The 25,198-nt window shown below is 74.1% G+C and carries 14 protein-coding genes; 6 read left to right on the top strand and 8 right to left on the bottom strand.

The genetic code is table 11. The features are described from left to right. The first annotated feature begins 192 nt into the window (after positions 1–192). From KWI83_RS24025 to KWI83_RS24005, 5 genes are read left to right on the top strand one after another with little or no spacing between them, the layout of a single operon-like run. On the top strand, positions 193–4,263 hold the full coding sequence (locus KWI83_RS24025; protein WP_218516460.1) for a non-ribosomal peptide synthetase: 4,071 nt from the start codon (positions 193–195) through the stop codon (positions 4,261–4,263). Further along, the gene (locus tag KWI83_RS24020; RefSeq protein WP_218516459.1) at positions 4,256–7,609 is read left to right on the top strand and encodes a non-ribosomal peptide synthetase; all 3,354 of its coding nucleotides are present in this window, start codon (positions 4,256–4,258) and stop codon (positions 7,607–7,609) included. The genes KWI83_RS24025 and KWI83_RS24020 overlap by 8 nt, the downstream gene beginning before the upstream one ends. Beyond that, on the top strand, positions 7,609–9,024 hold the full coding sequence (locus KWI83_RS24015) for a condensation domain-containing protein (protein WP_218516458.1): 1,416 nt from the start codon (positions 7,609–7,611) through the stop codon (positions 9,022–9,024). Before KWI83_RS24020 ends, KWI83_RS24015 begins: the two co-directional genes overlap by 1 nt. 15 nt (positions 9,025–9,039) lie before the next feature. After that, positions 9,040–10,230 carry an acyl-CoA dehydrogenase family protein gene (locus KWI83_RS24010; protein ID WP_218516457.1) on the top strand — a complete coding sequence of 397 codons (1,191 nt, stop codon included), beginning with the start codon at positions 9,040–9,042 and terminating at the stop codon, positions 10,228–10,230. After that, the gene (locus tag KWI83_RS24005; protein ID WP_218516456.1) at positions 10,227–11,357 is read left to right on the top strand and encodes an acyl-CoA dehydrogenase family protein; all 1,131 of its coding nucleotides are present in this window, start codon (positions 10,227–10,229) and stop codon (positions 11,355–11,357) included. Before KWI83_RS24010 ends, KWI83_RS24005 begins: the two co-directional genes overlap by 4 nt. A 64-nt stretch (positions 11,358–11,421) precedes the next feature. Here the strand turns inward: KWI83_RS24005 and KWI83_RS24000 are convergent, their stop codons facing one another. The 6 genes from KWI83_RS24000 to KWI83_RS23975 all read right to left on the bottom strand — a co-directional run bounded on the left by KWI83_RS24000 (position 11,422) and on the right by KWI83_RS23975 (position 20,491). Continuing rightward, positions 11,422–12,003 (bottom strand): GNAT family N-acetyltransferase, encoded by a 582-nt coding sequence (locus tag KWI83_RS24000; protein ID WP_218516455.1) that lies wholly within the window; start codon positions 12,001–12,003, stop codon positions 11,422–11,424. Then, on the bottom strand, positions 12,003–13,094 hold the full coding sequence (locus KWI83_RS23995; RefSeq protein ID WP_218516454.1) for a low specificity L-threonine aldolase: 1,092 nt from the start codon (positions 13,092–13,094) through the stop codon (positions 12,003–12,005). Before KWI83_RS23995 ends, KWI83_RS24000 begins: the two co-directional genes overlap by 1 nt. Beyond that, positions 13,091–13,774 (bottom strand): DUF2461 domain-containing protein, encoded by a 684-nt coding sequence (locus KWI83_RS23990; protein ID WP_218516453.1) that lies wholly within the window; start codon positions 13,772–13,774, stop codon positions 13,091–13,093. Before KWI83_RS23990 ends, KWI83_RS23995 begins: the two co-directional genes overlap by 4 nt. After that, positions 13,771–15,171 (bottom strand): serine hydroxymethyltransferase, encoded by a 1,401-nt coding sequence (gene glyA, locus KWI83_RS23985; RefSeq protein ID WP_218516452.1) that lies wholly within the window; start codon positions 15,169–15,171, stop codon positions 13,771–13,773. Before glyA ends, KWI83_RS23990 begins: the two co-directional genes overlap by 4 nt. Positions 15,172–15,250: 79 nt before the next feature. After that, the gene (locus KWI83_RS23980; RefSeq protein ID WP_218516451.1) at positions 15,251–18,511 is read right to left on the bottom strand and encodes a non-ribosomal peptide synthetase; all 3,261 of its coding nucleotides are present in this window, start codon (positions 18,509–18,511) and stop codon (positions 15,251–15,253) included. A gap of 96 nt (positions 18,512–18,607) precedes the next feature. Beyond that, complete coding sequence (locus tag KWI83_RS23975) at positions 18,608–20,491, bottom strand: BTAD domain-containing putative transcriptional regulator (RefSeq protein WP_218516450.1); 1,884 nt, start codon at positions 20,489–20,491, stop codon at positions 18,608–18,610. Positions 20,492–20,687: 196 nt separating this feature from the next. On the opposite strand from KWI83_RS23975, the gene KWI83_RS23970 reads away from it, so the two are divergent. Then, a complete protein-coding gene (locus KWI83_RS23970) occupies positions 20,688–20,882 on the top strand; it encodes a hypothetical protein (protein ID WP_218516449.1) in 195 nt (64 codons plus the stop codon). Between the two features lie 366 nt (positions 20,883–21,248). Here KWI83_RS23970 and KWI83_RS23965 read toward each other — a convergent pair whose 3' ends face one another. Together KWI83_RS23965 and KWI83_RS23960 are read right to left on the bottom strand one after the other, a co-directional pair. Then, a complete protein-coding gene (locus KWI83_RS23965) occupies positions 21,249–24,260 on the bottom strand; it encodes a BTAD domain-containing putative transcriptional regulator (protein ID WP_218516448.1) in 3,012 nt (1,003 codons plus the stop codon). Positions 24,261–24,428: 168 nt separating this feature from the next. Next, a complete protein-coding gene (locus tag KWI83_RS23960; protein ID WP_308122146.1) occupies positions 24,429–24,920 on the bottom strand; it encodes a helix-turn-helix domain-containing protein in 492 nt (163 codons plus the stop codon). Positions 24,921–25,198 lie beyond the last annotated feature (278 nt).

Raw genomic sequence — 25,198 nt, 5'->3', positions numbered from 1 at the left:
CCCTCCCCGCCGCCCCACCATCCCCACCGCCCCACCCCAACAGACCGCACCACCATCCCCACCGCCCCACCCCAACAGACCGCACGACTGTCCTCGGCTGCCCCACCCCGCCGTACCCGCGTCCCGCGCCGTCCGGCCCCTCCCCCGCACCCCTTGCGGTATCCCTCTTCACCAGACGCACGGAGGCACAAGGTGAGCGAGTCCCTCGCCGAACGCATAGCCGCACTGCCGAAGTCCCGCCGGGCACTGTTCCAGGCCCTCGCGGGCCGCACCGGGGGGCGTGCCGCCGTGCGGGAGGACCCCGATCCGGCGCCCCGCGACCCGGACGCGGCACCGGTGCTGTCCTTCGCCCAGCGCCGCCTGTGGTTCATCGACCAGCTCCAGCCCGGCAGCCCGGCGTACAACGTGCCGGTCGCGACCCGGATCCGTGGTCCCCTGGACGTCGCCGCCCTGCACGGCGCGCTCCAGGACGTGGTGGACCGGCACGAGGTGCTGCGGACCGTCTACCAGGACGTGCCCGGCGCGCCCGAGGCCGTGCCGCGGGTGATCGACGGCTACCGGCTGCCGCTGCCGGTCACCGAGCTGCCCGACGAGGCGGCCGTCCGGGCCTTCTACGACGCGGACGCCTCCGCCCCCTTCGATCTCGCGGGCGCGGTCCCGCTGCGCGCCTCGCTGGCCCGGCTCTCCCCCGACGACCACGTCCTCGTGCTGAACCTCCATCACATCGTGACCGACGGCTGGTCGATGCGGCTGCTCGCGACGGAGCTGGAACGCGCCTACGCCGACCGCACCGGAGCCGGGAGCCGCCCCCGGCCCCCGCTCGCCCTGCAGTACGCGGACTTCGCGGCCTGGCAGCGAGGGCGCATCGGCGGCGAGCGGCTGCAGTCGCTCACCGGCTTCTGGCGCGAGGAACTCGCCGGCGCCGCCCCGGTGGACCTGCCGACCGACCGGCCGCGCCCTGCGGTGTTCGCTCATGCCGGGGCCTCCCGGTACATCGAGCTGCCGCCCGGACTCATCGCCCGGCTCCGGGAGTTCGGCAGGTCGGAGGGCGCCACCCTCTACATGACCATGCTGGCCGGCTTCGCCGCGACCCTGCGGCGCTGGACCGGGCAGGAGGACATCGTCGTCGGCACCTCCGTCTCCGGCCGCGACCACCCGGCCTTCAGCGACCTGATCGGCTTCTTCGTCAACACCCTGCCGCTGCGCATCAGGACGGGCGGGGACCCGGGCTTCGCGGAGCTGGTCCGCGCCACGCGGCACACCACGCTGCGGGCGTACGCCCACCAGGAGCTGCCGTTCGACCTGATCGTCGACGCGCTCGGCATGCCGCGCGATCCGAGCCGACCGCCGCTGACCTCGGTGATGTTCCTGCTGGACGAGACCCCGGACACCGCGCCCGGCCTCGCCGGACTGGCCACCGAGCCCATCGACTTCTCCTCCCGCGCCGCCAAGTACGACCTGATGATCAGCGTCCACGACACCGGCAGCGCCGTGCGCGCCCTCGTGGAGTACCCCACCGACCTCTTCGACGCCACGACCGTCGACCGGCTGCTGGGCCACTTCCTCACCACCCTGGAAGCGGCCGTCGAACAACCTGCCGAGCCGCTGTCGGCGCTGCCGCTGCTCACCGAGCCCGAGCGCCGGGCCGCCCTGGACGACTGGAACGCCACCCGCGCCCCGTTCCCCCAGGACGCCTGCCTGCACCACCTGTTCGAGGAGCACGCCGACCGGCGGCCCGACGCCGCGGCCGTGGTCTGCGGCGGGCTGGGCGGCTGGAGCGTCACCTACAAGGAGCTGGAGCAGCGCGCCAACCGGCTCGCCCACCGGCTCGCCGAGGCGGGCGCGGGACCGGACGGGACCGTGGCCCTGTGCCTGCGGCGCGGCCCCGGGCTGGTGACCGCGATCCTGGCGGTGCTCAAGGCGGGCGCGGCCTATGTGCCGCTCGACCCCGAGTACCCCGCCGAGCGCCTGGGCCTGCTGCTGCGGGACGCGGCACCGCCGATCGTGGTCTGCGACGCGGAGCTGGTCGGCCGGCTGCCGCTCGCCCCCGGCACCACCCGGATCCTGCTGGACGCCGACCGCAGGGAACTGGAGTCGCTGCCCGCGACCCGGCCCGCCGTCCCGGTCACGTCCCGGGACCTGGCGTACGTCATCTTCACGTCGGGCTCCACCGGCACCCCCAAGGGCATCGCGCTGGAGCACCGCGGGGTCGTCAACAACCTGCTCGACCTGAACCGCTCCTACGGCATCGGGCCCGGTGACGCGGTGCTGGCGCTGTCCTCGCCGAGCTTCGACATGAGCGTGTACGAGACGCTCGGCATGCTCGCCGCCGGCGGCACGATCGTCCTGCCCGACCCGGCCGCCGCGAAGGACCCGGCGCACTGGGCCGACCTGATCGAGCGGCACGGCGTCAGCGTGTGGAACTCCGCGCCCGCGCTGCTCGGCCTCTTCCTCGACCAGCTGGAGCACGCCTGCGGGCCGACGCTGCCCGGCCTGCGGGCCGCCTTCCTCGGCGGCGACTGGATCCCCGTCACCCAGCCGGACCGGCTGCGGGCGTTCGCCCCCGGGGTGGCGTTCGCCGCGCTGGGCGGGGCGACCGAGGCGTCCATCCACTCCGTGGAGTACCGCGTCGGCCGCGTCGCACCCGACTGGACGAAACTCCCGTACGGCCGCCCCATGGCGAACCAGCGCACCTACATCCTCGATGCGGCCGACCGGCTCGTCCCGGTCGGCGTGCCCGGCGAACTGCATCTCGGCGGGACGGGACTGGCGCGCGGCTACCTCAACCGGCCGGACCTGACCGCCGAGAAGTTCGTGCACGTCGAGCTGGAACCCGGTCGCACCGAACGGCTCTACCGCACCGGCGACCTCGCCCGCTACCGGCCCGACGGCACCATCGAGTTGCTCGGCCGCACCGACTTCCGCATCAAGCTCAACGGGTTGCGCATCGAGCCCGGCGAGGTGGAGAACGCCCTGCGGGAGCAGCCAGGTGTCCGCGAGGCCGTGGTCGTCGCCCGGCAGGCCGCCGGCTCGGCCCGCCTGACCGGGTACGTCGTCCCGGAGGAGGGCGCGAGCCCGGACACGGCCGCGCTGCGCGCCGCCCTCGGGACCGTGCTGCCGCCGCACTGCGTCCCGGCCGAACTCGTCGTGCTGGACCGGCTGCCGCTCAGCCCCAACGGCAAGGTCGACCGCAAGGCCCTGCCCGCGCCGCAGGCCCCGGCGGCGGCACCCGCCCAGGCAGCCGGCGGTGATCTCGCGGCACAGCGTGTCGCGGCCGTCTGGGCGGAGGTCCTCGGCCTGCCGGCCGTCGGGCCCGACGACGACTTCTTCGCCCTGGGCGGCGACTCCTTCGCGGCCGTCCGGGCGGTGCGGGCCGTCGCCGAGGCGCTGCCGGGGGCGGGCGCCCTGCGGGTGGTGGACCTGTTCAGCAACCCGACCCCCGCCGCTCTCGCCGCCCGCGCCGCCGAACTGGCCGGGCACGGCGGCGATCCGGCGGCGCACCGGCTGCTGCACCGGCTCACTCCCCCGTCCACAGGCGCCCCCGCCGCGCTCACCCTGGTGTGCTTCCCGCACGGCGGCGGCGACGCGATCGCCTACCAGCCGCTGGCCGCCCATCTCCCGCCCCACATCGAGCTGCTGGCCGTGTCCCCGCCCGGCCACGACCCGCTGAACCCGGGGCCGATGCTGCCGGTCACCGAGTTCGCCGAGCTCGCCGCCCGCGAGATCGCCCGCACCGTCACCGGGCCGTTCGCGGTGTACGGGCACTGCGCCGGGGTCGTCACCGCCCTGGAGACCGCCCGGGTCCTGGAGCGCGACGGGCTGCGGCCGGTCGCCCTGCACCTCGCGGCCGCCCTGCCGGAGGACGACCCTGCCTTCGCCCTGGAGATGGAACGTATCTCCACCGACGACGACCTGGTCGGCTACCTGACCACCATGGACGGCTTCGACGGCGTCCTCGACGACAGCGACCTGTCGGCCGTGCTGCGCATGGTCCGGCACGACATGACGGAGGCCGCCCGCTTCTTCGCCCGGACCCCCGACGGCTACGCACAGCCGCTTCTCACCCCGCTGACCTGCGTCATCGGCGACGCCGACGACGCCACCCGGGGCTATGAGGAGGGCCATCGCGCCTGGGGCCGGTACGCCCGCGACCTGCGGCTCGCCGTGATCCCCGGGGGCCGCCACTACTTCGCCAAGCATCTGCCGGACCGGCTCGCCGCCCTGCTGGCCGAACTGCACCGCAACGGAGGAACCCATGTCTGACCTCGCCGAACGTCTCGGCCGGCTGCCCCAGGGACAGCGCTCCCGGCTGCTGGGCCGGATGCGCAACCAGATGACCGCCGGTGTCGGTCACCGCGACGAACTCAAGCGGGCCGACCACGGGCCGCGCTCCCGCGCCTCCTTCCAGCAGGAGCAGATGTGGTTCGTCGACCGGCTGGGCGCGGGCAAGGCCCGCAACAACATAGCCCTGGCGGTACGCCTGGACGGCCCGCTCGACCGGGCCGCGCTGCACGAGGCGCTCAACGCCGTCGTGGCCGGCCACCAGGTGCTGCACAGCAAGCTCGTCGAGGTGGACGGAGTGCCGTGGCAGGAGCCCGTGCCCGCCTTCGTCCTCGGTGTCCAGACCAGCGACTTCACCGGCAGCGACGACCCGGACCGGGACCTCGCCGAGCTCACCGCGTCCTGCGCGTCGGCGCCCTTCGACCTGGCCGTCGTCCCGCCCGTCCGGGCCCACCTGGTGCGCCTGGGCGAGGAGCGGCACGTCCTGCTGTGGGTGGTCCACCACGTGGTGTGGGACCCGGGCTCCACGCGGATCTTCACCGAGGAGCTGACCTCCTGCTACGCCGAGGCCGCCCAGGGGCGCCGCCCGCAGGCCGGTGCCCCGCCCGTCGAGTACGCCGACTTCGCCGCCTGGCAGCGCGCCAAGCTCGACAACGCCGAGCACCGCAGGGCGCTGGCCGACAAGTGGCGGCAGCTGCTCGCCGGCGCCGCGGCCACCGAGGTGATGCCCGACCATCCGCGCAGCCCCGAGACCCGCGGTGACGGCCGTGGTCTGACGCTGACGCTGGAGCAGGAACTGCTGGACAAGCTGAAAGTGGTGGCGGAGGGCTCCGACACCACGGTCTTCACCACCGTGCTCGCCGCCTTCAACGCGCTGCTGCGGCACTGGACGCACACCGAGGACGTCGTCGTGGGCACGGCGAGCGCGTCCCGTCCGCACCCGGACCTGGAGCGCGTCATCGGCTGCTTCGTGCAGATGATCACCCTGCGCACGGAGGTCGGCGACGGTCTCACCTTCCGCGAGCTCGTCGCGCGCACCGCCGGCACCGTGATGGACGCCTTCACCAACAGCGAGCTGCCCTTCGAGCAGGTCGTCGAGGCCGTCCGGCCGGTCCGTGACCCGTTGCGCCACCCGCTGTTCCAGATCGAGTTCACCTCGCTGGGCCGCTGGGGCACGCACACCACCGAGGCCGCCGGGGTCGCCTTCGCCGTGGAGCAACTCCACGACGGTGCCGCCAAGTTCGACATGAGCTTCCTCGTCGGCGAGAACGACGGGCTGGAGCTGTCGCTGGAGTACAACACCTCGCTGTACCGGCACGGCACCGCCTCCGCGCTCCTCGCCGCGTTCCGGCGGGTCATCGAGCAGGTCGCGCACGACCCCGACATCCGTATCGGCGAGCTGAGCCTGGTGGAGGAGCCGGCCGCCTCCCGGCACGCCCGCGAGCTGTCCCGGGGCGGTCCCGTCGACGAGAGCGCCTGGACCACCACGCTCGACCGGGCCTTCCGCGAGCGGGCCACCATCGAACCGGACGCCGTCGCCGTCCGGCACGGCGCGACGACGCTGGACTACGCGGCCCTGGACCGCTGGTCGGAGGCGATCGCCCACCGCCTGCGCGACCGCGGCGTGCGGCACGGCGACCCGGTGGCGGTCTGCCTCGGGCGCGGACCGGCGGCGGTCGCCGCCCTCCTCGGCATCCTCAAGTCCGGCGCCCACTACGTGCCCGTCGACCCGGCCGCGCCCGCCGAGCGCACCAGGACCGTCCTCGCCGACGCGGGTGTCAGGCACGCCCTGGTCGACGACGCGGCGCGGCTGCCGGTGCCGCTGGAGCTCGTCCCGGCCGGCTCGACCGCCCCGGTGCGCGAGGTGCCGTCCCTGACGCCGACGTCGTCCCCCGCCGACCTGGCCTACGTGCTGTACACCTCCGGCAGCAGCGGCACCCCCAAGGGCGTGATGATCGAGCACCGCTCGGTCACCCACTTCTCCCGTGCCATCGCCCGGGCGTACGAGATCGGCGTCGGCGACCGGGTGCTGCACTTCGCCCCGCTCACCTTCGACGTCTCCGTCTTCGAGGTGTTCACCACCTTGCTGGCCGGCGCGGAACTGGTCATCGCCACCGACGACGAGCGCCGGGACCCGGCCCTCCTGCAGGCCCGGATGCGGGACGACGCGGTGACCGTGGCGGAGCTGCCGCCCGCGCTGCTGCCGCTGCTCGACCCGGCCCGACTGCCGGACCTGCGGCTGGTGTCCGTCGGCGGCGAGGCGTTCCCCGGCAAGCTGGTCGCCGAGTGGACCGCCGGCGAGCGCCGGTTCGTCAACGGCTACGGCCCCACCGAGGCCACCGTCGCCGTCACCCTCATGGACTGCGCGGGCGCCTACGACCGCAACCCGCCGATCGGCCGCCCCATGCCCGGCCACCAGGCGTTCGTCCTCGACGAGCGGCTGCGGCCGGTACCGCCCGGGGTGCCCGCCGAACTGTGCGTGGCGGGTCCCGGCATCGCCCGCGGCTATCTCGGCCGGCCCGATCTGACCGCCGAACGGTTCGTCACCAACCCGTTCGCCGATGGCCCGGAGACCGAGCGGCTCTACCGCACCGGCGACCTGGTGCGCTGGTTGCCGGGCGGGAACCTGGAGTTCCTCGGCCGCACCGACCGCCAGCTGAAGCTGCGCGGCCACCGCATCGAACCGGGTGAGGTGGAGGCCGTCCTCGTCGGGCACCCCTCGGTGCAGCAGGCCGTCGCAGTCGCCCAGCCGGGCGCGGGCGGCGAGCGGATGCTCGTCGCGTACGTGACCGTCGAGCAGGTCGGGGCCTACGCCTCGGAGGTCGCCGACGCCGAGGGCCTGCGCGCCTACGCCGCCGCCCGGCTCCCCGGCTACATGGTGCCGGTCGTGGTCGTCCTGGACGAGCTGCCCCTCACCCCGCACGGCAAGGTCGACACCGCGGCGCTGCCGCTGCCGGTCGACCAGGCCGCCGACGGCACGGCTCCGCGCGACGCCGTCGAGGAGCAGATCTGCCGCGACATCCTCACACCGCTGCTGGAGTGGCAGAGCCCTGACGTCGAGGGCGACTTCTTCGCCCTGGGCGGCAGTTCGCTGCAGGCCACGATCGTGGTGTCCCGGGTCCGGGCGGTGTTCGGCATCGACATCGCGCTCGCCGACTTCTTCGGGCGGCCCACGGTCGCGGGTCTCGCCGACCTGGTGCGCGCCGCGCAGGCCGAGGCGGCGGGCGAGCAGGACCGGCTGCTGGCGGTCTTCGACCAGATCGAGAACATGAGCGACGACGAGGCCGCCGCGCTGCTCAGCTCCCTGCAGAACCCGGACGGCTCGTGATGGCCGCGCCGACCGGCGCCGGTGTCGACCGGGCGCTCGCCGCGCTGCCGGAGGCCAAACGCGAACTGGCCAGGATGCTGCTGTCCGCCCGGCAGCCCGTCCCCGCCCGGCCGGCCCCGCGCTCCGGCGCGGGGCCGGTCCCCGCGACCGCCCTCCAGGCCCGGCTGCTGCACGGCGAACGGCGGCAGCCGGGCGCCGGCACCGGGTCGCACGCCGTACGGCTCACCGGACGCCTCGACCACGGGCGGCTGCGCGAGGCGCTCACCGGCGTCCTGGCCCGGCACGAGGCGCTGCGCACCCGGATCGACGACGCCCCGGACGGCACGGGACCGCTGCTGACCGTGGACGACGCACCCTGCCTGCGTCTGACCCGGGCGGACCTCTCGGACCACTCGGCGCAGGCGCGGCGGGACGCAGTGCGGCGCCACCTCGGCGAGAGCGCGGGGACGCCGCTGTCCCTGGAGGGTGGTCGCACCAGCTGGTTCCGGCTGCTGACTCTCGCCCCCGACGAGCACGTCCTCGTCCTCGCCTCGCACCTGGCGGTCTTCGACGGCTGGTCGTCCGGGGTGTTCCTCACCGACCTGGCGGCCGGGTATCTGCACGGCCCCGAAAGCCTCGCCCCGCCGGAACTGCAGTTCACGGACTACGCCGCCTGGCAGCGGCGGTGGCTTGCCGCGCCGGACGGGCAGGCCGAACTGGCCCGCCGCCGTGTCGGGTCGGCCCGCAGGCGGATGGCGGCGCCCGCACCGGGCGGATTCGAGCGGGGGCATCTGCCGGTGCGGCTGGGCCACGAGCCGGGCAGCGCGCTCAAGGCGGGCCTGGCGCTCGGTGCCACGCAGGGCGCCACGCCGTTCATGACGCTGCTCGCCGCCCTCGCGGTGGTGCTGGCCCGCCGCGACGGGCGGACGGACACCGTCGTCGGTACCCCGTCGGCCGGCCGCTTCGCCACCCCGCTCGAAGGCGCGGTCGGGCAGTTCACGACGGTGGTGCCGGTGGAGGTCGACCTGTCCGGGAAACCGTCGTTCACGGAACTGCTGCACCGCACCCGGGCGGCGGTCGCCGACGCACTGAGCCACCAGCGGCTGCCCGTCGACGAGCTGTGCGCCGGGGGCAGGCAGCCGTACAGCGTGCTGTTCGCCCTCCACAACTACCCCGCCGTGCCGTTCGCCCTGCCCGGAATCGAGGTGAGCCAGCTGCCCGGACCGCCCGCGCGCCACCTTCAGCTGTACAGTCCCGACCCCGCCAGGACCTTCGCCTGCGTCGGCCTGGTCGAACGCGACGGCGAGATCGGCGGCACCGCCGAGTTCAACCACCGGGCCGCCGCGCCCGAGGACGTCACGGCGCTGCTCACCGGCGTCGAGGACGTTCTGCGACGCGCCGTCGCCTCCCCCGCCGCCCCCGGGATCACCCGCTAGCCCCTGGGAGTTCCATTGCTCACCACCGAGTTCTACCGCGCGCCCGCCGACTGCGGACTGGTCCGCAGCGGTGACGGCGCGCCCCGGACGCCGATGCGCGTCCTGCGCGAGGAGATCCACGACGTCCTGGTGTCCGCTCCGGTCGCCGCCGCCCGGCGCACCAGGGACCCCCGCCCGGTCCACCGGGCCCTCGGCGAGGCCGGGCTGCTCGCCCCGCAGTGGCCCGAGGAGTACGGCGGCCGCGGCGTGAGCCAGGTCGCCGCAGCCGTCCTCGTCGAGGAACTGGCGATGCACGACGTCCCCGATCTGCTGCACACGCTGACCGTGCAGATCGTCGGCTCGACCCTGCTGAACGTGGCCAGTGACGCGATGAAGGCCAGACACCTGCCGGGCTTCGCGTCCGGAACGGCGTTCGGCTGCGTGCTCTTCAGCGAACCGCAGGCCGGCTCCGACCTCAACATCCTGTCCACCCGTGCCGTCTCCGACGGCACCGGCGGCTACAAGCTGTACGGCACCAAGGTGCACTCGCTGTTCGCCGGACTGGCGGACTACGGGCTGTGCCTGGCGCGCGGCGAGAACGACGCCTTCAGTCTGTTCCTGGTGCCCCTCGCCCAGAAGGGCGTGACGATCAAGGCCATTGCCGGGATCGGCGACGACGCCTTCCACGAGGTGACCCTGGACGGTGTCGTCGTCACCGCCGACGACGTGGTCGGCTCCATCGGCCAGGGCTGGGCCATCGTCGTCAAGACCCTCGCGTTCGAGCGGACCGGGCTGGACTACTACGTCAAGGCGCTGCGCTGGTACCGCGCCGCCGTGGAACGGCTGGAGGGTCACACCGACCGGCTGGAGGCCGGCCAGCACGACCACATCGGCCTGGCCAAGCTCAACGCCCGGCTGCTGGCCGCCGGCACGCTCGTACGGCGGGTGCTGACCCGTCTCGACCGCGGCGAGCTCAACGAGGACGAGGCCGCCGCGGCGAAGTGGTACACCACCGAGCTGGCCGCCGAGGTGGCCTGGTGGGCCGCCGAGCTGGACGGCGACCACAGCATGACGCTCGACGCCCCGGGGGCCGACGGGGTGGCACATCCACTGGACTCGGCGCTGCGGGAGGCCCCCGGGATGCGGATATCCGGCGGCACCGCCGAGATGATGCTGGAGACGCTGGCCCGCCTGCGTCTCGACTCAGGGGCGGAGGTACGGCCGTGACGCACGGGACACAGCGGGAGGCCGTCGGCGGGGTGCCCGCCGAGCGGTGGCGCGAGCGCGAGGAGGAGGACGCCCTCTTCCGGCAGTTGAGGCTCACCGTGCGCCAGGGCCTGGAGACCGCCGGCACCGCCGGGCACGCCTGGGAGGCCCTGACACAGGTGGGCGCCTGGGAGTTCCCGCTGCCCATCGGCATGGACGGCCTCGACCTCGGCCAGGCCGTGGTCGCGATGGTGTGCGAGGAGGGCGGCAACGCGATGCGGTCCGTCCCGCTGACCGACACCCTGCTCACGCTCGACCTGCTGTCCGCGCTCGGCCCGCCGGCGCGGGACGGGCTGGACGGGCTCCTGGACCGGATGCGGGAGGGCATGCACCCCGTCGCGGTGCCGGGCCGGCTGCCCGACCCGCGCGGTGCGGTGCCGCCGGGCATCACCTGGAAGCCCGACGGGGACCGCGGCGGCATCGTCCTCGACGGCACCGCCGGGCCCTTCGCCGCCGGGGTCGAGCCGGGGTCGCTGCTGGTCCTGGCCTCCGGGCCGGACGGTCCGTGCGTCGCGCTCGTGGAGCTGCCGGCCGCCGGGGTCGTGGTGCGCCCACTGCCCGACCACGGCGGCGGCGCCGTCGCCGGGGCGGTGTTCGAGCAGGCCGGCGTGCCCGCCGGGGCCGTGCTGCTCCAAGGGGTCGCCGCCGAGCGGGCCCTGGCCCGGGTGGGGCTGCGGGCCGCCGTGCACCAGGCGTCGCTCCTCGCGGGCATCACCGCCGCCGCGCTGACGGCCGTGGTCTCCCGCATCAGGAGCCGGCGGCAGTTCGGACAGGCACTGGTCAGGCATCAGGTCCCCCGGCTGCGCGTGGCCGGTCTCCTGGCCCGGCTCGACGCGGTGCGCTGGGCCGTCAAAGACGCCGCCAAGGACCTCGACGAGGGGCGGCTCACCTGCGGGGAGGCCGCCGGACTGATCGCGCTGACCGCCGAGACCGCCCTGGACGTGACCCGGGACGCCGTCCATCTACACGGCGCGTCGGGGCTGGTGCGCGACGGGCTGGTGGCCGGGTGCTACCGGCGGGCGGCCTGGGAGGCGCTGCGCTGCGGCCGGCCGGCCCACCTGTGGGACATCGCCGCGCACGGCACCTGAAAGAACGACGGGCCAGGGGCTCCCGACCGGCGGAAGCCCCTGGCCCGTCCCGGCGGCCGCCGGGTCAGTCGAGGTCGCGGCGCATCACCCAGCGGTAGCGCTTGTCGCTCTTGGCCTCGGTCCTGCGCACCCGGCGGAAGCCGGACCGCTCGAACATCTCCATCGTGCCGACGTACGCCAGCGTCGGGTTGACCCGGCCGCCCTCCGGGTCGACGGGATAGCCCTCGACGGCGGGAGCGCCGTGGGCGCGGGCGTGTGCGACGGCGCCTTCGAGCAGCCCCGAGGCGACGCCCCGGCCGCGGAACTCCTTGCGGACGACGAAGCAGGTCACGGACCACACCGGCAGGTCGTCGACCTCGGGGATGGTCTTCGACGAGGTGAGGCGGTCCAGTTGCTTGCGGGGGGCGACGTTGCACCAGCCGGCCACCTCTCCGTCGAGGTAGCCGAGGACGCCGGGGGGCGGGTCGGCCGCCTGGACGAGGGAGCGCAGGTGCTCGCCCCGCTCGTCGGCGGTCATCCGTCCGTAGTCGCCCGTGGTCAGCCGCCAGGCCATGCACCAGCAGGTGTGGGCGCTCTTGCGTGGCTGCAGGACCGCCCGCAGATCGTTCCATCGCTCGGCGGTCGCCGGCAGAACTTCCAGAGTCATCAGGCTGCTTCGCTCTCTTTCCCTTGCGGTGCGGGCTCCGTCTGCGCGGGCCCGCTCTTCTCCCGGCGGTCCGCACGGACGGCCGCCGCCAGGACCTCGACGGCGCGACGGCATGCCCGTCGTCCGACGTCCAGATGGGTGACCAGCCGGAGCACGTCCGGTCCGGGCGCGGTCACCAGTACGCCCTCCCACGCCGCCCGTCTCACGACGTCCTCGGCGCCGGGCGTGTCGACGAGGACGATATTGGTCTCCGGGTCCCGCACCGAGCAGCCCGCCTCCCGCAGGCCCTCGGCGAGCAGGCGCGCGTGGTCGTGATCCTCGGCGACGCGCTCCAGGTGGTGGTCCAGGGCGTGCAGGCCGGCGGCCGCGAGGATGCCGGCCTGCCGCATGCCGCCCCCGAGACCGTGCCGCAACGACCGGGCCCGCGCCAGGTGTTCGCCGGCCATGAGCAGGACGGACCCGGCCGGCGCGCCCAGCCCTTTCGACAGGCACACCGCGAGGGTGTCCGCGACCGGTGCGCCGTACGCGGACAGGGGCGTGCGGGTCGCGGCGTGCGCGTTCCAGATCCGCGCGCCGTCGATGTGCACCGCCGTGCCCGACCGCGCAGTCAGCCGTCGCAGGGCGCGCAGGGTCTCCAGCGGGTACACGGTGCCGCCCGCCCGGGTGTGGGTCTGTTCGAGCGCCAGCGCCCGGGTGCCGACGGTGTAGGCGTTGCCGGGCCGCAGGATCCGCCGCACCGCTTCGGGGGACAGCAGTCCCCGCTCACCGGACACGGTGCGCGTCTGGATGCCGCCGTACCGGGCGGGCGAGCCCTCCTCGTGGGCGAGGATGTGTGCTTCGGCGTCGCAGACGATCTCCTGGCCCGGGGCGGCGAGCAGGCGCAGCGCGATCTGGTTGGCCATCACCCCCGAGGGCACGAACAGCGCGCCGGGGAAGCCGAACAGGTCCGCCAGCCGGTCCTCCAGCGCGCGGACGGTGGGGTCCTCGCCGAACAGGTCGTCGCCGACCTCGGCGGTCGCCATGGCTCTGCGCATGCCGGGGGTGGGCCGCGTGACGGTGTCGCTGCGCAGGTCGACGGGGTGCGTGGTCATGGCGTCGGGTCAGCTCCTCGGTCCGGTGGTCGGGGGGTGATCCCGCGGGCGGCGGCCCAGTCGAGCAGCGGGCGCACCTGCGCCCAGGTCTCCCGCACGAACGCGGCGGCGTCGGCCGTCCGCAGGGCGGGGCCGGGACCCAGACGCCGGCCGGCGTCGATCCTGCGGTGCCGCAGCAGTTCCAGCCGGGGGTGGTCGGCGGGCACGCCGCGCGGCCGGGAGGCGAGCCGGTCACCGCCGATCGTGAAGCCCTGCCCGGTCAGCCGGGCGGTGATCGCGGCGAGTTCCGCGCCGCCGTCCTCGTCCTGGACGGCGGCGCGGTACCGGGTGATCTCGGCCGTCGCGTACGGGTAGTACCGCCCCGAGGCGTACAGCCCGTCCCGGTCCAGGTGGACCCAGAAGCCGAGGGCGGGCAGCACGTCGAGGTAGGCGCCCTGGTACGTCTTGTAAGGCGACTTGTCGCGGGACATCCGGGTGTCGCGGACGGGGCCGAGCAGCCGTACCCCGTCGTCGTCCGGGGCGAAGTGCGCGGACAGTTCCGCGGCGAGTTGCTCCATGGGGGCCCGCACGTCGCTCTCGTAGACCGCGCGGTGGCGCAGCCGCCAGGCCTCCTTGGTGTTGTCGGCGGCGAGTTCCGCGTACAGGCGCGGGGCCGAGGGCGGGAAACCGCTGAACGTCACGACAGGTACCCCGGCAGGGGGTGGCGGGCGCAGAGCTCGACGACCCGGGCCTGTGCCGCCGCCCGTGCCGCCTCGGGGAGTACTCCGGAGCCTGCCCGCAGCGCGTCGAGCACGTCGGCGACCAGGTCCGCGCACGCGGCGGCGGCCGCGCGGTCCATGCCGCGGGCGGCGAGGGTGTTGCTGCCCAGGCGCAGGCCGCTCGTGGTGCGCACGGGGGTCATGTCCCCGGGGACGCGGTTGCGGTTGACGATGATCCCGCAGGACTCCAGGGCCTCCTCGGCGACATCTCCGGTGAGTCCGGTGCCGCGCAGGTCGATGAGGACCATGTGGGTGTCGGTGCCGCCGGTGACCAGGCGCATGCCCCGCTGCACGAGCCGTTCGGCGATGGCCTGGGCGCCGTCGGCGAGCCGCTGGGCGAGTGCCGCGAACTCGGGCCCGGCCACGTAGTGCAGGGCGCGTGCCTTCGCCGCGACCGACGCCAGGTCCGGGGTGCCCTGGGTGAAGGGGAACACCGCGCGCCGCATGGTGGCGGCGAGCGTGCCGCGTTCGGGGCCGGCCCGCCGGGCGTCGCGGCCGAGCAGGATCAGCCCGCCGCGCGGCCCGTACAGCTGCTTGTAGGTACTCGTGGTCGTGATGTGGGCGTGGTCGACGGGGCTGGGGTGGAGGCCGGCGGCGACCAGGCCCGCGATGTGCGAGATGTCGGCGAGGAGGTAGGCGTTGGCTTCGTCGGCGATCTCCCGGAACCGGGCGAAGTCGATGCTGCGCGGGTAGGCGCTCGCCCCGCACACGATGAGCTTGGGCCGGTGGGCGAGGGCCAGTTCGCGGATCTGGTCGTAGTCGAGCAGGCCGTCCGGGGTGAGGCGGTAGCCCTTGGCGTTGTAGTAGCGGCCGCTGACCGAGGCGGGCGAGCCGTGGGTGAGGTGTCCGCCGCAGTCGAGGTCGAGGCCGAGCAGGGTGTCGCCGGGGCTGAGCAGCGCGGTGAGCACCGCGAGGTTGGCGGACGACCCGGAGTGCGGCTGGACGATGGCGTCGCGGGCGCCGAACGCGGTGCGGGCCCGTTCGATCGCCAGCCGCTCGATCTCGTCGGCGACCCCGCAGCCCGCGTGGTAGCGGGCGCCCGGGTAGCCCTCGGCGGTGAGGTTGCCGAGGGTGCTGCCGCCGCAGGCCAGCACCGACGGGTCGGCGACGCTGGACGCGGCGACCATCATCAGGGTGTTGTTCTGCCGGGCGGCCTCCCGGTTCAGCAGGTCGAACAGCGTGGCGTCGGTCTGCCGGAGCCGGGCGGCGGCGCGGCCGGCGAACGTGATCGGGTCGGGTGCGTGCGGTCCGGGCCCGGCGTGCGGCCCGAAGTGGTCGTCGGCCGGCGCGTCGACCGGCGCGGGCAAGGTGAACGTCATGGCTGTCCCTCCTGGAGTGGGTGGATCGGTGGTGCGGCCGGAACCGGGCCCGCCGGTGCCGGGCGGCGGGCCGGTGCCGTCAGTGCGGGGCGTCCGCGTCGTCCGGGGACAGCTCGCTGAGCGCCTCCGCGGCCGCGACCGCTTCGGCGCCGTGCTCCTCGTCGGTGGCGATCTTCGCCGCGAGTTCGGCGACGACCGGGGTTCGGAAGACGGTCCTGACCGGCACGGGCACTCCCAGCAGCTCCTGCAGGAGGCCGGCCAGGCGGGTGCCGCTGAGCGAGTCGCCGCCCAGTTTGAAGAAGTTGTCCGCGGGCCCCACGTGGTCCAGGCCGAGAATGTCGCCGACGGCCGCGCAGAGCACCAGCTCCAGCGCGTCGCCGGGCTCCGTGTCCCGGTCCGCGGCGGAGTCCTCGGCGGACTGCTGGGCTCCGGCTCGGGCCGCCAGCAGCAGACGGTCGACCTTGCCGTTGCGGGTGAGCGGCAGTTCGTCCAGCACGGTGAGAGCGGCGGGCACCATGTACGTCGGCAGCTGCTCGGAAAGCCGTGCCAGGATCTGCTCGCCCGAGCCGCCCGGCCCGGCCACGACGTAGGCGTGCAGCCGGCGGACACCGTGGGCGCTGGCCGGAGCGACCACCACGGCGGCGTCGACCTGCTCGTCCTGGCGCAGTGCGGCCTCGATCTCGCCGAGTTCGATGCGGTGGCCCTGGACCTTCACCTGGAAGTCGTCGCGGCCGAGGATCTCGATGCTGCCGTCGGGGAGGTAGCGGCCCAGGTCCCCGGTCAGGTACGCGCGTTCACCGGTCTCCGGGAGATGGACGAAACGGTTGCGGGTGCGCTCCTCGTCGCCCAGGTAGCCGAGCGCCAGGCCGACGTCGCTGGCCACGGCCATCTCGCCGACGACCCCGAGCGGGCGTTCGCGGGCGGTGCCGTCGACGACGTAGTAGCGCTGGTTGGTGATGGGCGTGCCGTACGGGATGCTCGTCCACGTCGGGTCGACCTCCCCGATGGGCTGGAACAGCGACCAGCAGATGGTCTCCGTCGGGCCGCCCGACCCCACGACGTGGATGCCGGGGCTCTGGGCGCGGAGCCGGTCCGGGAGGGTCAGCGGGATCCAGTCGCCGGAGAGCACCGACAGCCGCAGCGACCGAAGCGGCCGGTCGCCGCCCCGCCGCTCGCGCACCTCGGCCTCGCCGACGAGCAGTTCCATCAGCACCGGTACGGAGTTCCACAGCGTGACGCGTTCGGCGGCGACCAGACCGGCCCAGACGTCGGGTTCCGCGTGGCCGAACGGCGGCGGGATCACCACCGTGCCGCCCTGCGTGAGCACGCCGAACACGTCGTAGACGCTGGCGTCGAAGTGCAGTCCGGAGATGGCCAGCAGCCGGTCCGAGGCGTTCACGCCGAACCGCCGCGCGACGTCCTGGATCAGGTTGACCACGCCGATGTGGTCCACCATCACGCCCTTGGGCTCGCCCGTCGAACCGGAGGTGAAGATGGTGTACGCCAGGTCCGCGGGCGTCTGCGCGGTCTCGGGCCGGGTGGCGTCGCCGCTCTCGAAGTCCCGGTCGACGAGGTGGCGCCGGGTGTGCCGCGGCCACTCGATCCGACTCTCCAGCGTCGACTGGGTGAGGACGGTGTCCACGCCGGCCTGGGCGAGCAGACGGCGCAGCCGCTCCGGCGGCACGGACGCGTCCAGCGGCAGGTAGGCCGCGCCGGACGCCAGGATGCCGTACACCGCCGCGTACTGTTCCCAGCCCTTCTCCATCACGACGGCGATCAGCTCGCCGGGCCGCACGCCGTCCTCGCGCAGCCGCCGCCCGATGCGCCAGGCGTACGCGGCGAGTTCGGCGTACGTCAGCCGGCGGCCGGCGTCGACGACGGCCTCGGCGCCGGGGGTGCGGGCGGCCTGCTCGGCGAAGAGCTCGTGCAGGGTGGTGTACGGGATCTGGCCCGCGGTGTCGTTGACGCGGCGGCGCAGTTCCCGCTCGGCGGGCGGGATCAGGTCGAAGCGCCGGGTGCGCAGGCTGCCGGGGTCGTCGAGGAGACGCCGCAGCAGGGCGGTGTAGGCGCCGAACGCGGCCTCGGTGAAGCCGGGTGCGAAGGCGCCGTCGACGTAGTCCCAGATGACGCGCAGTTCGCCGCCGAGTTCGCGCAGCTGTACGTCCAGGGAGACCTGCGGGGTCTGCGAGATGGAGTAGACCTCGTGTCCCAGGTCGGTGACCGGGCGGCGGGCGGGGTAGTCGAGCAGGCTGGTGACGACCACCGGCATCCCGGCCTGGGCGCCCGCGCCGTGCAGCCGGGTCAGCTCGCGCAGCACCCGGACGCCGTTGAAGCTGCCGTGCTCCATGTCCCGGTGCAGCTGGTCGCGCAGGGCGTGCGCCCGGTCCAGGAAAGTGGCGCCGGAGCTGTCCGCCGTGAGCATGACGGCGTTGGTGAAGTCGCCCAGGACGCCGCCGATGTCCTCGTGCACCGGGGGCCGCTGGAACACCGGGTAGTTGAGGGTGAAGTCGGCTTCCTCCGCCCAGCAGCGCACCACCTCGGCGAACGCGGCGGTGAGCAGGATCGACGGGGACAGCTCCGCCTCCCGTGCCAGCCGCTGGAAGCGCTGCCAGTCGTCGGCGGCGAGGCGGTGCTCGTGCCGCTCGAAGCGGACCTCGCCGTCCCGGGCGGCTCCGGCGGGCAGGGAGGGGGCGGGCGGCAGCTGCGGCACCCGCTGGAGCCAGTAGTCGCGCGCCGCCGCGAAGGCCGCGGTGGCGGGCAGGACGTCGGCGCGCCAGCGGGCGTACTCGGCGAAGGTGATGCCGGGCTTGGGCAGCTGCGCCGCGGGGTCCTCGTACAAGTCGATCAGGTCGGGGAAGAGCACCTGGAAGGCGCTGGACGCGTCCAGCACCTGGAGGTCGATGCCCAGGTGGATCCGGCTGAGGTTCCCCTCCCCCGGCAGCCGGATGATCCGCAGGTCGAACAGCGGCCAGCTGCCCACCGGGATCACCTGGTGACTCATCTCCGTCCGCAGCCGCGCGAGTCGGCGCTGCGCGTCCGCCGGGTCGGTGTCCCGCAGGTCCACGACCGGTATGTCGTAGGGCGGGGGCTCGGCGAACACGTGCTGGGTACCGTCGAACCGGCCCACCGCGCGCAGCATGTCGTGGCGGGCGACGACCCGGCGCCAGGCCGTCGCGAAACGCTCCGGGTCCAGATCGGCGCGCTCCCACTCGAAGTAGCCGTAGCAGCCGATGCTGCCCAGCTCGACGCCCTCGCCCCGGCCGATCATCAGCGCCTGCTGGGTCTCGGTCATCGGGAAGGGCGCGGCGCTGTCGGCGGGGCCGTGCAAGAGCTCGGTCATGGTCCAACTCCACTCGCAGTGACGGAAAGGGGCATCGGGGCCAGGTGCTTCGGGGGCGTCGCGCCGCGGGGCAGGGGCGAGGCTAGGGCGGGCCGGTTAGCCACCGGTTACGCTGCGCGGCGACCGTCCCGCCGGTTCGCCCCTCGCCCGTTCGCCCGGCAGGGAGAGGGCGAACAGCCGTACCAGCGGGTGGAACAGGTAGCAGGGCCGGCCGTACCGGTCCGCGCCGCTGACCTCCAGCAGTGCCGCGTCCGCCATGGCCTCCAGCAGCAGTTCGGCGTCCCCCTCGGGCAGCCCGAGCAGCCGCGCCGCCTCCACCGCGGGGAACGGCCGCAGCCCGAGGCCGGCGAGTGCGGGGAACGCCCGGCGGGCCGCCGGCGGCAGGCCCCGCCACGACGGCAGCAGCGCGCCGTGCACGTCGAGGTCGCCCGAGTGCAGCTCGCGCAGGCGGGTGTCGGGGTCCGCGAGCCGCCGGGCGAGCCGGTCCGGAGCGTAGTGCGGGCGGGCGGCGATCCGGGTGCCGACGATCCGCAGGGCCAGCGGAAGTCCGGCGCAGTGCTCCACGATGACGCCGGCCGCACCGGGCGCCGCGGCCATCCGGTCCGGTCCCGCGGCGGCCGCGAGCAACTGGAGCGCCGGCCCGTCCTCCAGCGGGTCCAGGGCCACGGTGTGCGCCCCGGCGATGGTGGGCAGAGCGGTGCGGCCGGTGACGAGGACGGCCGGTTCGGGGGTGTTGGGCAGCAGCGGGCCGAGCTGCGCGGCGCCCGCGGCGTTGTCCAGCAGGATCAGCAGCCGCTGTCCGCCGGTGCGTTCCCGGTACAGGCGGACCAGTTCGTCGGTGTCGTCGGCGGCCTGCGCGTCCTGGGGCAGCCCGAGGGCCCTGAGCAGGTGCAGCAGCACCAGGCCGGCGGGCCGCACCGTGCCGTCCGGGGCGCGCAGGTCGGCATAGAGCTGCCCGTCGGGGAAGTAGCGCTTGCAGCGGTGGGCGGCGTGCACGGCCAGCGCGGTCTTGCCGACCCCGGCCATCCCGGTCACCAGGACCCGTCGCGGGCGGTCGGCGGTGTCGGCGTTCGGGGCCAGCGCGCGGTGCAGCAGGTCGAGTTCGCGTTCCCGGCCGGTGAAGTCGACCGTGTCCGGGGGCAGCGTCGCCGGGACGCCGTGCGGCGCGCCGGCGCCGTCGGGGGCGTCGCCCGCGCCCGGATCGGCCGGGTGCGCGGCCCGTGCAGGGGCGTGGGCCTGCGGCAGGCGGGCGAGGGAGCCCTCCAGCAGGGCCCGGTAGGTCGCCTGCAGTTCCTCACACGGGTCCACGCCGAGCTCCTCGGCCAGCGCGGCGCGGCCGTGATGGTAGACGTGGATGGCGTCGGCCTGCCGGCCACTGCGGCACAGCGCGGTCATCAACTGGGTGCGGATTCGCTCGCGCAGCGGGAATTCGGCCACCAACCCGGTGAGCTCGGCGGTGATCTGCTCGTGCCGACCGAGCGCCAGATCGGCCGCGATCCGGTACTCCACAGTGGCGGTGCGGGCCTCCAGCAGACTCGGTGCCTCGGCCTCCGCGAGATGCTCGGTGGTGTTCGCCAGGGGCGGGCCGCTCCACCGCGCAAGCGCGTCCCGGAGAAGGTCGGCGGCCCTTTCGTGGTCGTGCGCGAAGAGTGCTTCCCGTCCCACGCGCGCGAGTTCTTCGAATGCGAACAGATCGACCAAGGAATTTCCTATGGCCATGGCATATCCAGGTGGCCTGCGGTCGATGAGTATGTCATCGCCGAGCATCTTCCGAAGCCTGGACACATAGGTGTACAGCTGGGCGCTGGCGGTGACCGGTGGCGTCCATCCCCACAGCAGCCGGCTCAGCCGGTCGTCGGACACCACCTCGCCGCGGGCCAGCAGGAGTGCCGCGAGCACGGTGTGCAGCTTCGTCCCGGAGATCGGCACCCGGTGTCGCCCGTGGCGCACCTCTACCGGCCCGAGCACTCGGAATTCCATGACATCCCCGTTCGTGATTCATGCGAAGAATCTGCGAACGAAGCTAGAGGGACCCGTTGTTTTCCCGATGTCGTGTCGATTTCACGAGTGCTCCGAGGCGTGAAATCGGTGGGACAATGATTCGATAGGAGGCGTCCCTAGTGTCCCTTCACACCGCAGAGAGCGGCTGTACGGTCCACTGGCAGAGGGAGTCTCCATGCGCAGCACTCGGACGGCGAAGCGGGCGGCGATAGCAGGTCTGGTCGTTCTGGCCGGACTCGTCACGGGCACCGGCGCCGGGCTGGGTACCACCGCACACTCGACCACCGTGACGGCGGGCGACATGCCCTGGGGCATCGTCAAGCCGGTCGAGCCGTCGGCCACAGCTGAGGACGACATGCCCTGGGGGTGACCCGCCGAGGGTCCGCACGCGCCTTTCGTAGTGGGCAGCGACGACTCGGTGCTCACACCGGAGTCGGCCGCATGGCCCGCGACCGCACCCCGTACGGCCCGCCTCCACACCGAGCGGGCACGCACGCCCCGTACCACCATCCCGCCCGCAGCCGCAGCACGCGGACGCGCGACGCACACGGCCGGGCCACCTGTTCCGGCCCGCGCCCGGCGCCACGCCAAGTCGGCCGGATCCTCAGCGACCGCACCGACCGAGCTCCGGCCCTGCGGTGGTGAAGGCCGGGTGCCGTGGAGCCGGAGCAGCAACACACGGTTCCGACCTCACCACCGTGCACGCCCGTACCTTCCGTCGGCTCGGACCAGGCGGTCAGCCCTTACCGTCCGACAGCAGCCGACGCAAGGCCTGCGGCGTGAAGCATCGTTCCGCCTCGCTGCCGGTCACGGCGCCGTCCCGTACGGCGGCCATCAGCCGCAGGACGCCCGCCCGCCAGGGCTGCGCTCCGACCTCCCCGAGAGCGGCGTAGGCCCGCTCGAACCTCCGCGCCGCCGCCGCACGGTCACCGCCGAGGGCCCCGACGCAGCCGAGGTCCGTCTGGACCCGGGCGTACAGGAAGCGGTCGGCCAGTTCCTCGGTGATCTCCAGGGCCTGCTCCAGCGTGCGCTCGGCCGTCGGGAGGAGGCCTTGGCTCCACTGGGTCTCGCCCAGCCCCCGCAGGGCGTGGGCCTCGCCGACGCGGTCACCCTCCTTGCGGGCCAGTTGCAGCACGTCGTGGAAGGACTCGGCGGCCAGGTCCAGTTCACCGGCGTGCAGTCGTACTTCGGCGAGCCGGTAGACACTCTGGGTCTCCGCGCGGACCGATCCGGCACGCCGGCTCAGGGCGACCGCCTCCACGGCCAGCGGCAGCGCCCGGCCCACTTGGCCGCGGTCGAGCTCGATCTGAGCGAGGTAGCCCAGCAGGTGGGCCTGGTTGCCGACGTCCCCGGCCGTGGCGAAACCGTCGAGCGCCGCCCGGCAGTGCTCAAGCGCCCGCTCCCAGTCTCCCTGCAACCGGGCGCACATGGCGAGGTTGCGCTGGGCGAGCGCCGCCCCGTGCGGTTCGCCGATCTGCCGCAGCAGCCGCAGCGCGGCCATGTTGCGCCCTTCGGCCAGCTCATAGCGCCGCTGGTAGATGGCGAGCGAGCCGAGCAGCCGCAGCATCGTGGCCTCGCCGGCCCGGTCGCCGGTGCGGCGGGCCGACGACAGGGACGCCTCGGCGCACCGCTGCCAGTCCTCCAGGTAGTTGCGCGTCTCCAGGTGCAGCACCGCGCTCTCGGTCAGGGCACAGGCGTACCGGGCCCGGTCCAGCTCCGCCGCGTGCACCACCACGTCGGTGACGGCGGCGCGCTCGGAGTCGAACCAGTCCAGCGGTGAGGCCAGCAGGTCGTCCGCCGCGCTCCGCAGGAACCTGGGCGCCGGCTCCGCGGGGCGGCCGACCGGGAACTCGCGCCCGGCCAGGCGCCGATGGGCCTCCTCCGCGAGCCAGAGCCAGGCCGCGAAGGTCCGCTCCAGTACGTCGTCGCACTCCTGCTGCGTCTCGTCCGCCTCCGCGCGTTCGCGGGCGAACAGCTGGAGCAGGTCCTGGAAGCGGTAACGGGCCGCCCGGCCCGGCACCGGGTCGACGGCCTCCAGCAACTGGGCGTCGACGAGCTGGTCGAGCAGTTCCTCGGCGTGCCACAGATCGGTCTCCACGGTGGCCGCGGCGACCCACGCCGCGAAGTCGGCGGTGCGCAGCAGCCCGAGTCGGCGGTACATGCGGGCGGCGTCCGGGGACAGGTCGCGGTAGGTCAGACGGAACCCCGCCCGCACCCCGCCCTCCTCCGGGCTCAGCTCGTCCAGCCGCCGCCGCTGGTCACGCAGCCGCTCCACCAGCCCCCGTACGCTCAGCCCGGGTTTGGCGGCCAGCCGGGCCCCGGCGATGCGCAGCGCCAGCGGCAGCCGGTCGCACAGGGCGCTCAGCTGCTCCAGGGCCACCGGGTCGCTGCCGAACCGGTCAGCGCCGGCGATCTTGGTGAGCAGCGTGGTGGCCTCGGACTGTGGCAGGACCCGCAGCCGGATGCGCAGAGCGGTGTAGTCGCCGGTCACGTCGTCGAGGGCCTCGCGCCCGGTGGCCAGGACGACGCTGCGCCCGCCCCCCGGGAGCAAGGGCCTCAGCTGGGCGAACGACCGTACGTTGTCGAGGAGGATCAGCACCCTGCGGGTGCTCAGCAGACTGCGGAACAGCGCCGCGCGCTCGTCGCGCTCCTCGGGTATCTGCGGGGCGGGCGTTCCCAGGGCCCGCAGGAAGCGGTCCAGTACGGCGGACGGGGAGACCGGCGGGTTCTCCTCGTCGTAGCCCCGCAGGTCGGCGAAGAGCTGGCCGTCGGGGAAGCGCTCGGCCGCCTGGCTCGCCCAGTGGACGGCGAGCGCGGTCTTGCCCACGCCGGCCACCCCGACGATCGTCGCCACGGCGGGCGCGTGCGGATGGTACGGCTCCTTGAGCAGTCTGTCGAGTGCGGCCAGCTCCTGCTGCCGTCCGGTGAATCGCCGTACGTCGGCCGGGAGTTGGGCGGGCGTCTGGACGGTGACCGGCGCGGCCGGTACCGCGGCGGGCGGCCGGGTCAGTTCCGGCGAGTCGTGCAGGATCAGGTCGTGCAACTGCTGCAGCGGCGGGCCGGGTTCGATGCCGAGTTCCCCGTTGAGCAGTCGGCGGCCCTGCCGGAAGACCTCCAGGGCCTCGGCGCGCTGACCGGAGCGGTACAGCGCCAGCATCAGGTGCTCGCGCGACTGCTCCCGCAGCGGGTGCCGGGCGACCAGCTCGCCGAGCTCGCCGGTGAGCGCCCGGTGCCGACCCAGTTGCAGCATCAGCCCGGCGCGCTCCTCGATCAGGTCGAGGCGCAGTTGTTCGAGCCGGGTGGCCTCGGCCTCGATCCGTTCCCCGGTCAGTTCGTCGAGGGCCGGGCCGCGCCACTTGCTGAGCGCCTCCTCCAGCAGGATGCACGCCTCCTCGGCCCGTCCGAGCCGGGCGGCGTCACGGCCGTGTTCGGCCTGCTGCAGGAACTCCATGACGTCGATGCGGTGTTCGCCGCGGGCCAGGACGTAGCCGGGCGGGGAGGTGAGCAGCAGTTCGCTCTCGCCGGCCTCCTTGAACGTCTTGCGCAGGGTCGCCACGCAGATGGCGATCTGGTTGCGGGCGGTCGCCGGGGGTGATTCCGGCCAGACGGCGTCGACCAGGGTGTCGACGGAAATGATCCGGTCGGCGGACAACAGGAGCATCGCCAGCGCGGTGGACTGCCGTCTGCCCTTGATGCGCAGTGGGACCCCGTCGGCCTCGACGTGCAGGGGACCCAGCAGTCTGAACACCAACTGATTCAACGGTCCCCCCGGACTGCGGCCTGTGACAGGTCGGTAACGCTACAACAAGGCGAACAAAGGTGCCGATCGGACAGCGACCGGCGGGTGGGCGGGGCGGTGTGGCGCCGTGTGCGGCCCTCTGGTCGGAGCGGTCGAAGGCTGCCGCCCGGCTCCGTCTCAGGACGGGACGCGCGGAGCTACGGTGCACAGGGCCCGCGACAGTCCGCTCAAGGTCTCGACGGTGCGCCGGAGTTCGGCCTCTCCCCCCAGCTTCTCGCACAGCAGCCGGGCCAGTTCGGCGTGGGCGGGGCCGACATCGCGCAGCGCCACCTCTCCTGGCCCGGTGGCCGCCAGCAGCCGGGCGCGCCGGTGCGCCGGGTTGTCCCGGTAGGCTGCGAGCCCCTGCTCCACCAGGAGGTCGGCGAGTCGCTGCACGCTCTGACGGGTGGTGCCCAGCAGCCGGGCGACGTCGGACACGGTCCGCGGCCTGGCTCCCACCGCATCGAGGACCTGCCATTGCGCGGCGCTCAGTCCCGAGGTCTGACTCAATTCGTTGAGGAGCGCTACGAACCGGCCGTTCAGATGGAGCACAGCGACGGCGGAGCGGCTGAGGGCGTCGACCGCGCTCAGGCGGTCACGGTCCTCCCTGCCGGATGTCGCAGCATGCACAACGTCCCCCTCAGGCAGAAATCGGCACACTGATCGCCCCGCCGTGTGCCGCAGACGGCGATTCCCGGCCATGCGTTGCTGCACCGTACAGGTGACCGACACCCGTGTCTATGTTGTCGCCCATGAGCGGAATGACCGCTACCGCCTGCAGGGATTGCGCTGTTGGCCTCGGTGCGCTCCCGCATCGGCGGCGTCACCCCCGCCGTACGGCTCCCTGGCCCTCCACCGCGGTCACTGTCCGTCCTTGGCACCAGGGGGGAATCCGCTCTCCCGCTCCG

Source organism: Streptomyces sp. TRM70350 (genome assembly GCF_019219825.1).
In the GTDB taxonomy this organism is placed as follows: domain Bacteria; phylum Actinomycetota; class Actinomycetes; order Streptomycetales; family Streptomycetaceae; genus Streptomyces.
Note: the sequence above shows the minus strand (reverse complement) of the source record. Positions and strands in the feature narration are given on the sequence as shown.

Bases quoted from the DNA above. Each gene is read 5' to 3' on its own strand.
- KWI83_RS24000 (WP_218516455.1), bottom strand. From the start codon at position 12,003: ATGACTCTGGAAGTTCTGCCGGCGACCGCCGAGCGATGGAACGATCTG.
- KWI83_RS24020 (WP_218516459.1), top strand. From the start codon at position 4,256: ATGTCTGACCTCGCCGAACGTCTCGGCCGGCTGCCCCAGGGACAGCGC.
- KWI83_RS23970 (WP_218516449.1), top strand. From the start codon at position 20,688: ATGCGCAGCACTCGGACGGCGAAGCGGGCGGCGATAGCAGGTCTGGTC.
- KWI83_RS23980 (WP_218516451.1), bottom strand. From the start codon at position 18,511: ATGACCGAGCTCTTGCACGGCCCCGCCGACAGCGCCGCGCCCTTCCCG.
- KWI83_RS23975 (WP_218516450.1), bottom strand. From the start codon at position 20,491: ATGGAATTCCGAGTGCTCGGGCCGGTAGAGGTGCGCCACGGGCGACAC.
- glyA (WP_218516452.1), bottom strand. From the start codon at position 15,171: ATGACGTTCACCTTGCCCGCGCCGGTCGACGCGCCGGCCGACGACCAC.
- KWI83_RS23995 (WP_218516454.1), bottom strand. From the start codon at position 13,094: ATGACCACGCACCCCGTCGACCTGCGCAGCGACACCGTCACGCGGCCC.
- KWI83_RS24015 (WP_218516458.1), top strand. From the start codon at position 7,609: ATGGCCGCGCCGACCGGCGCCGGTGTCGACCGGGCGCTCGCCGCGCTG.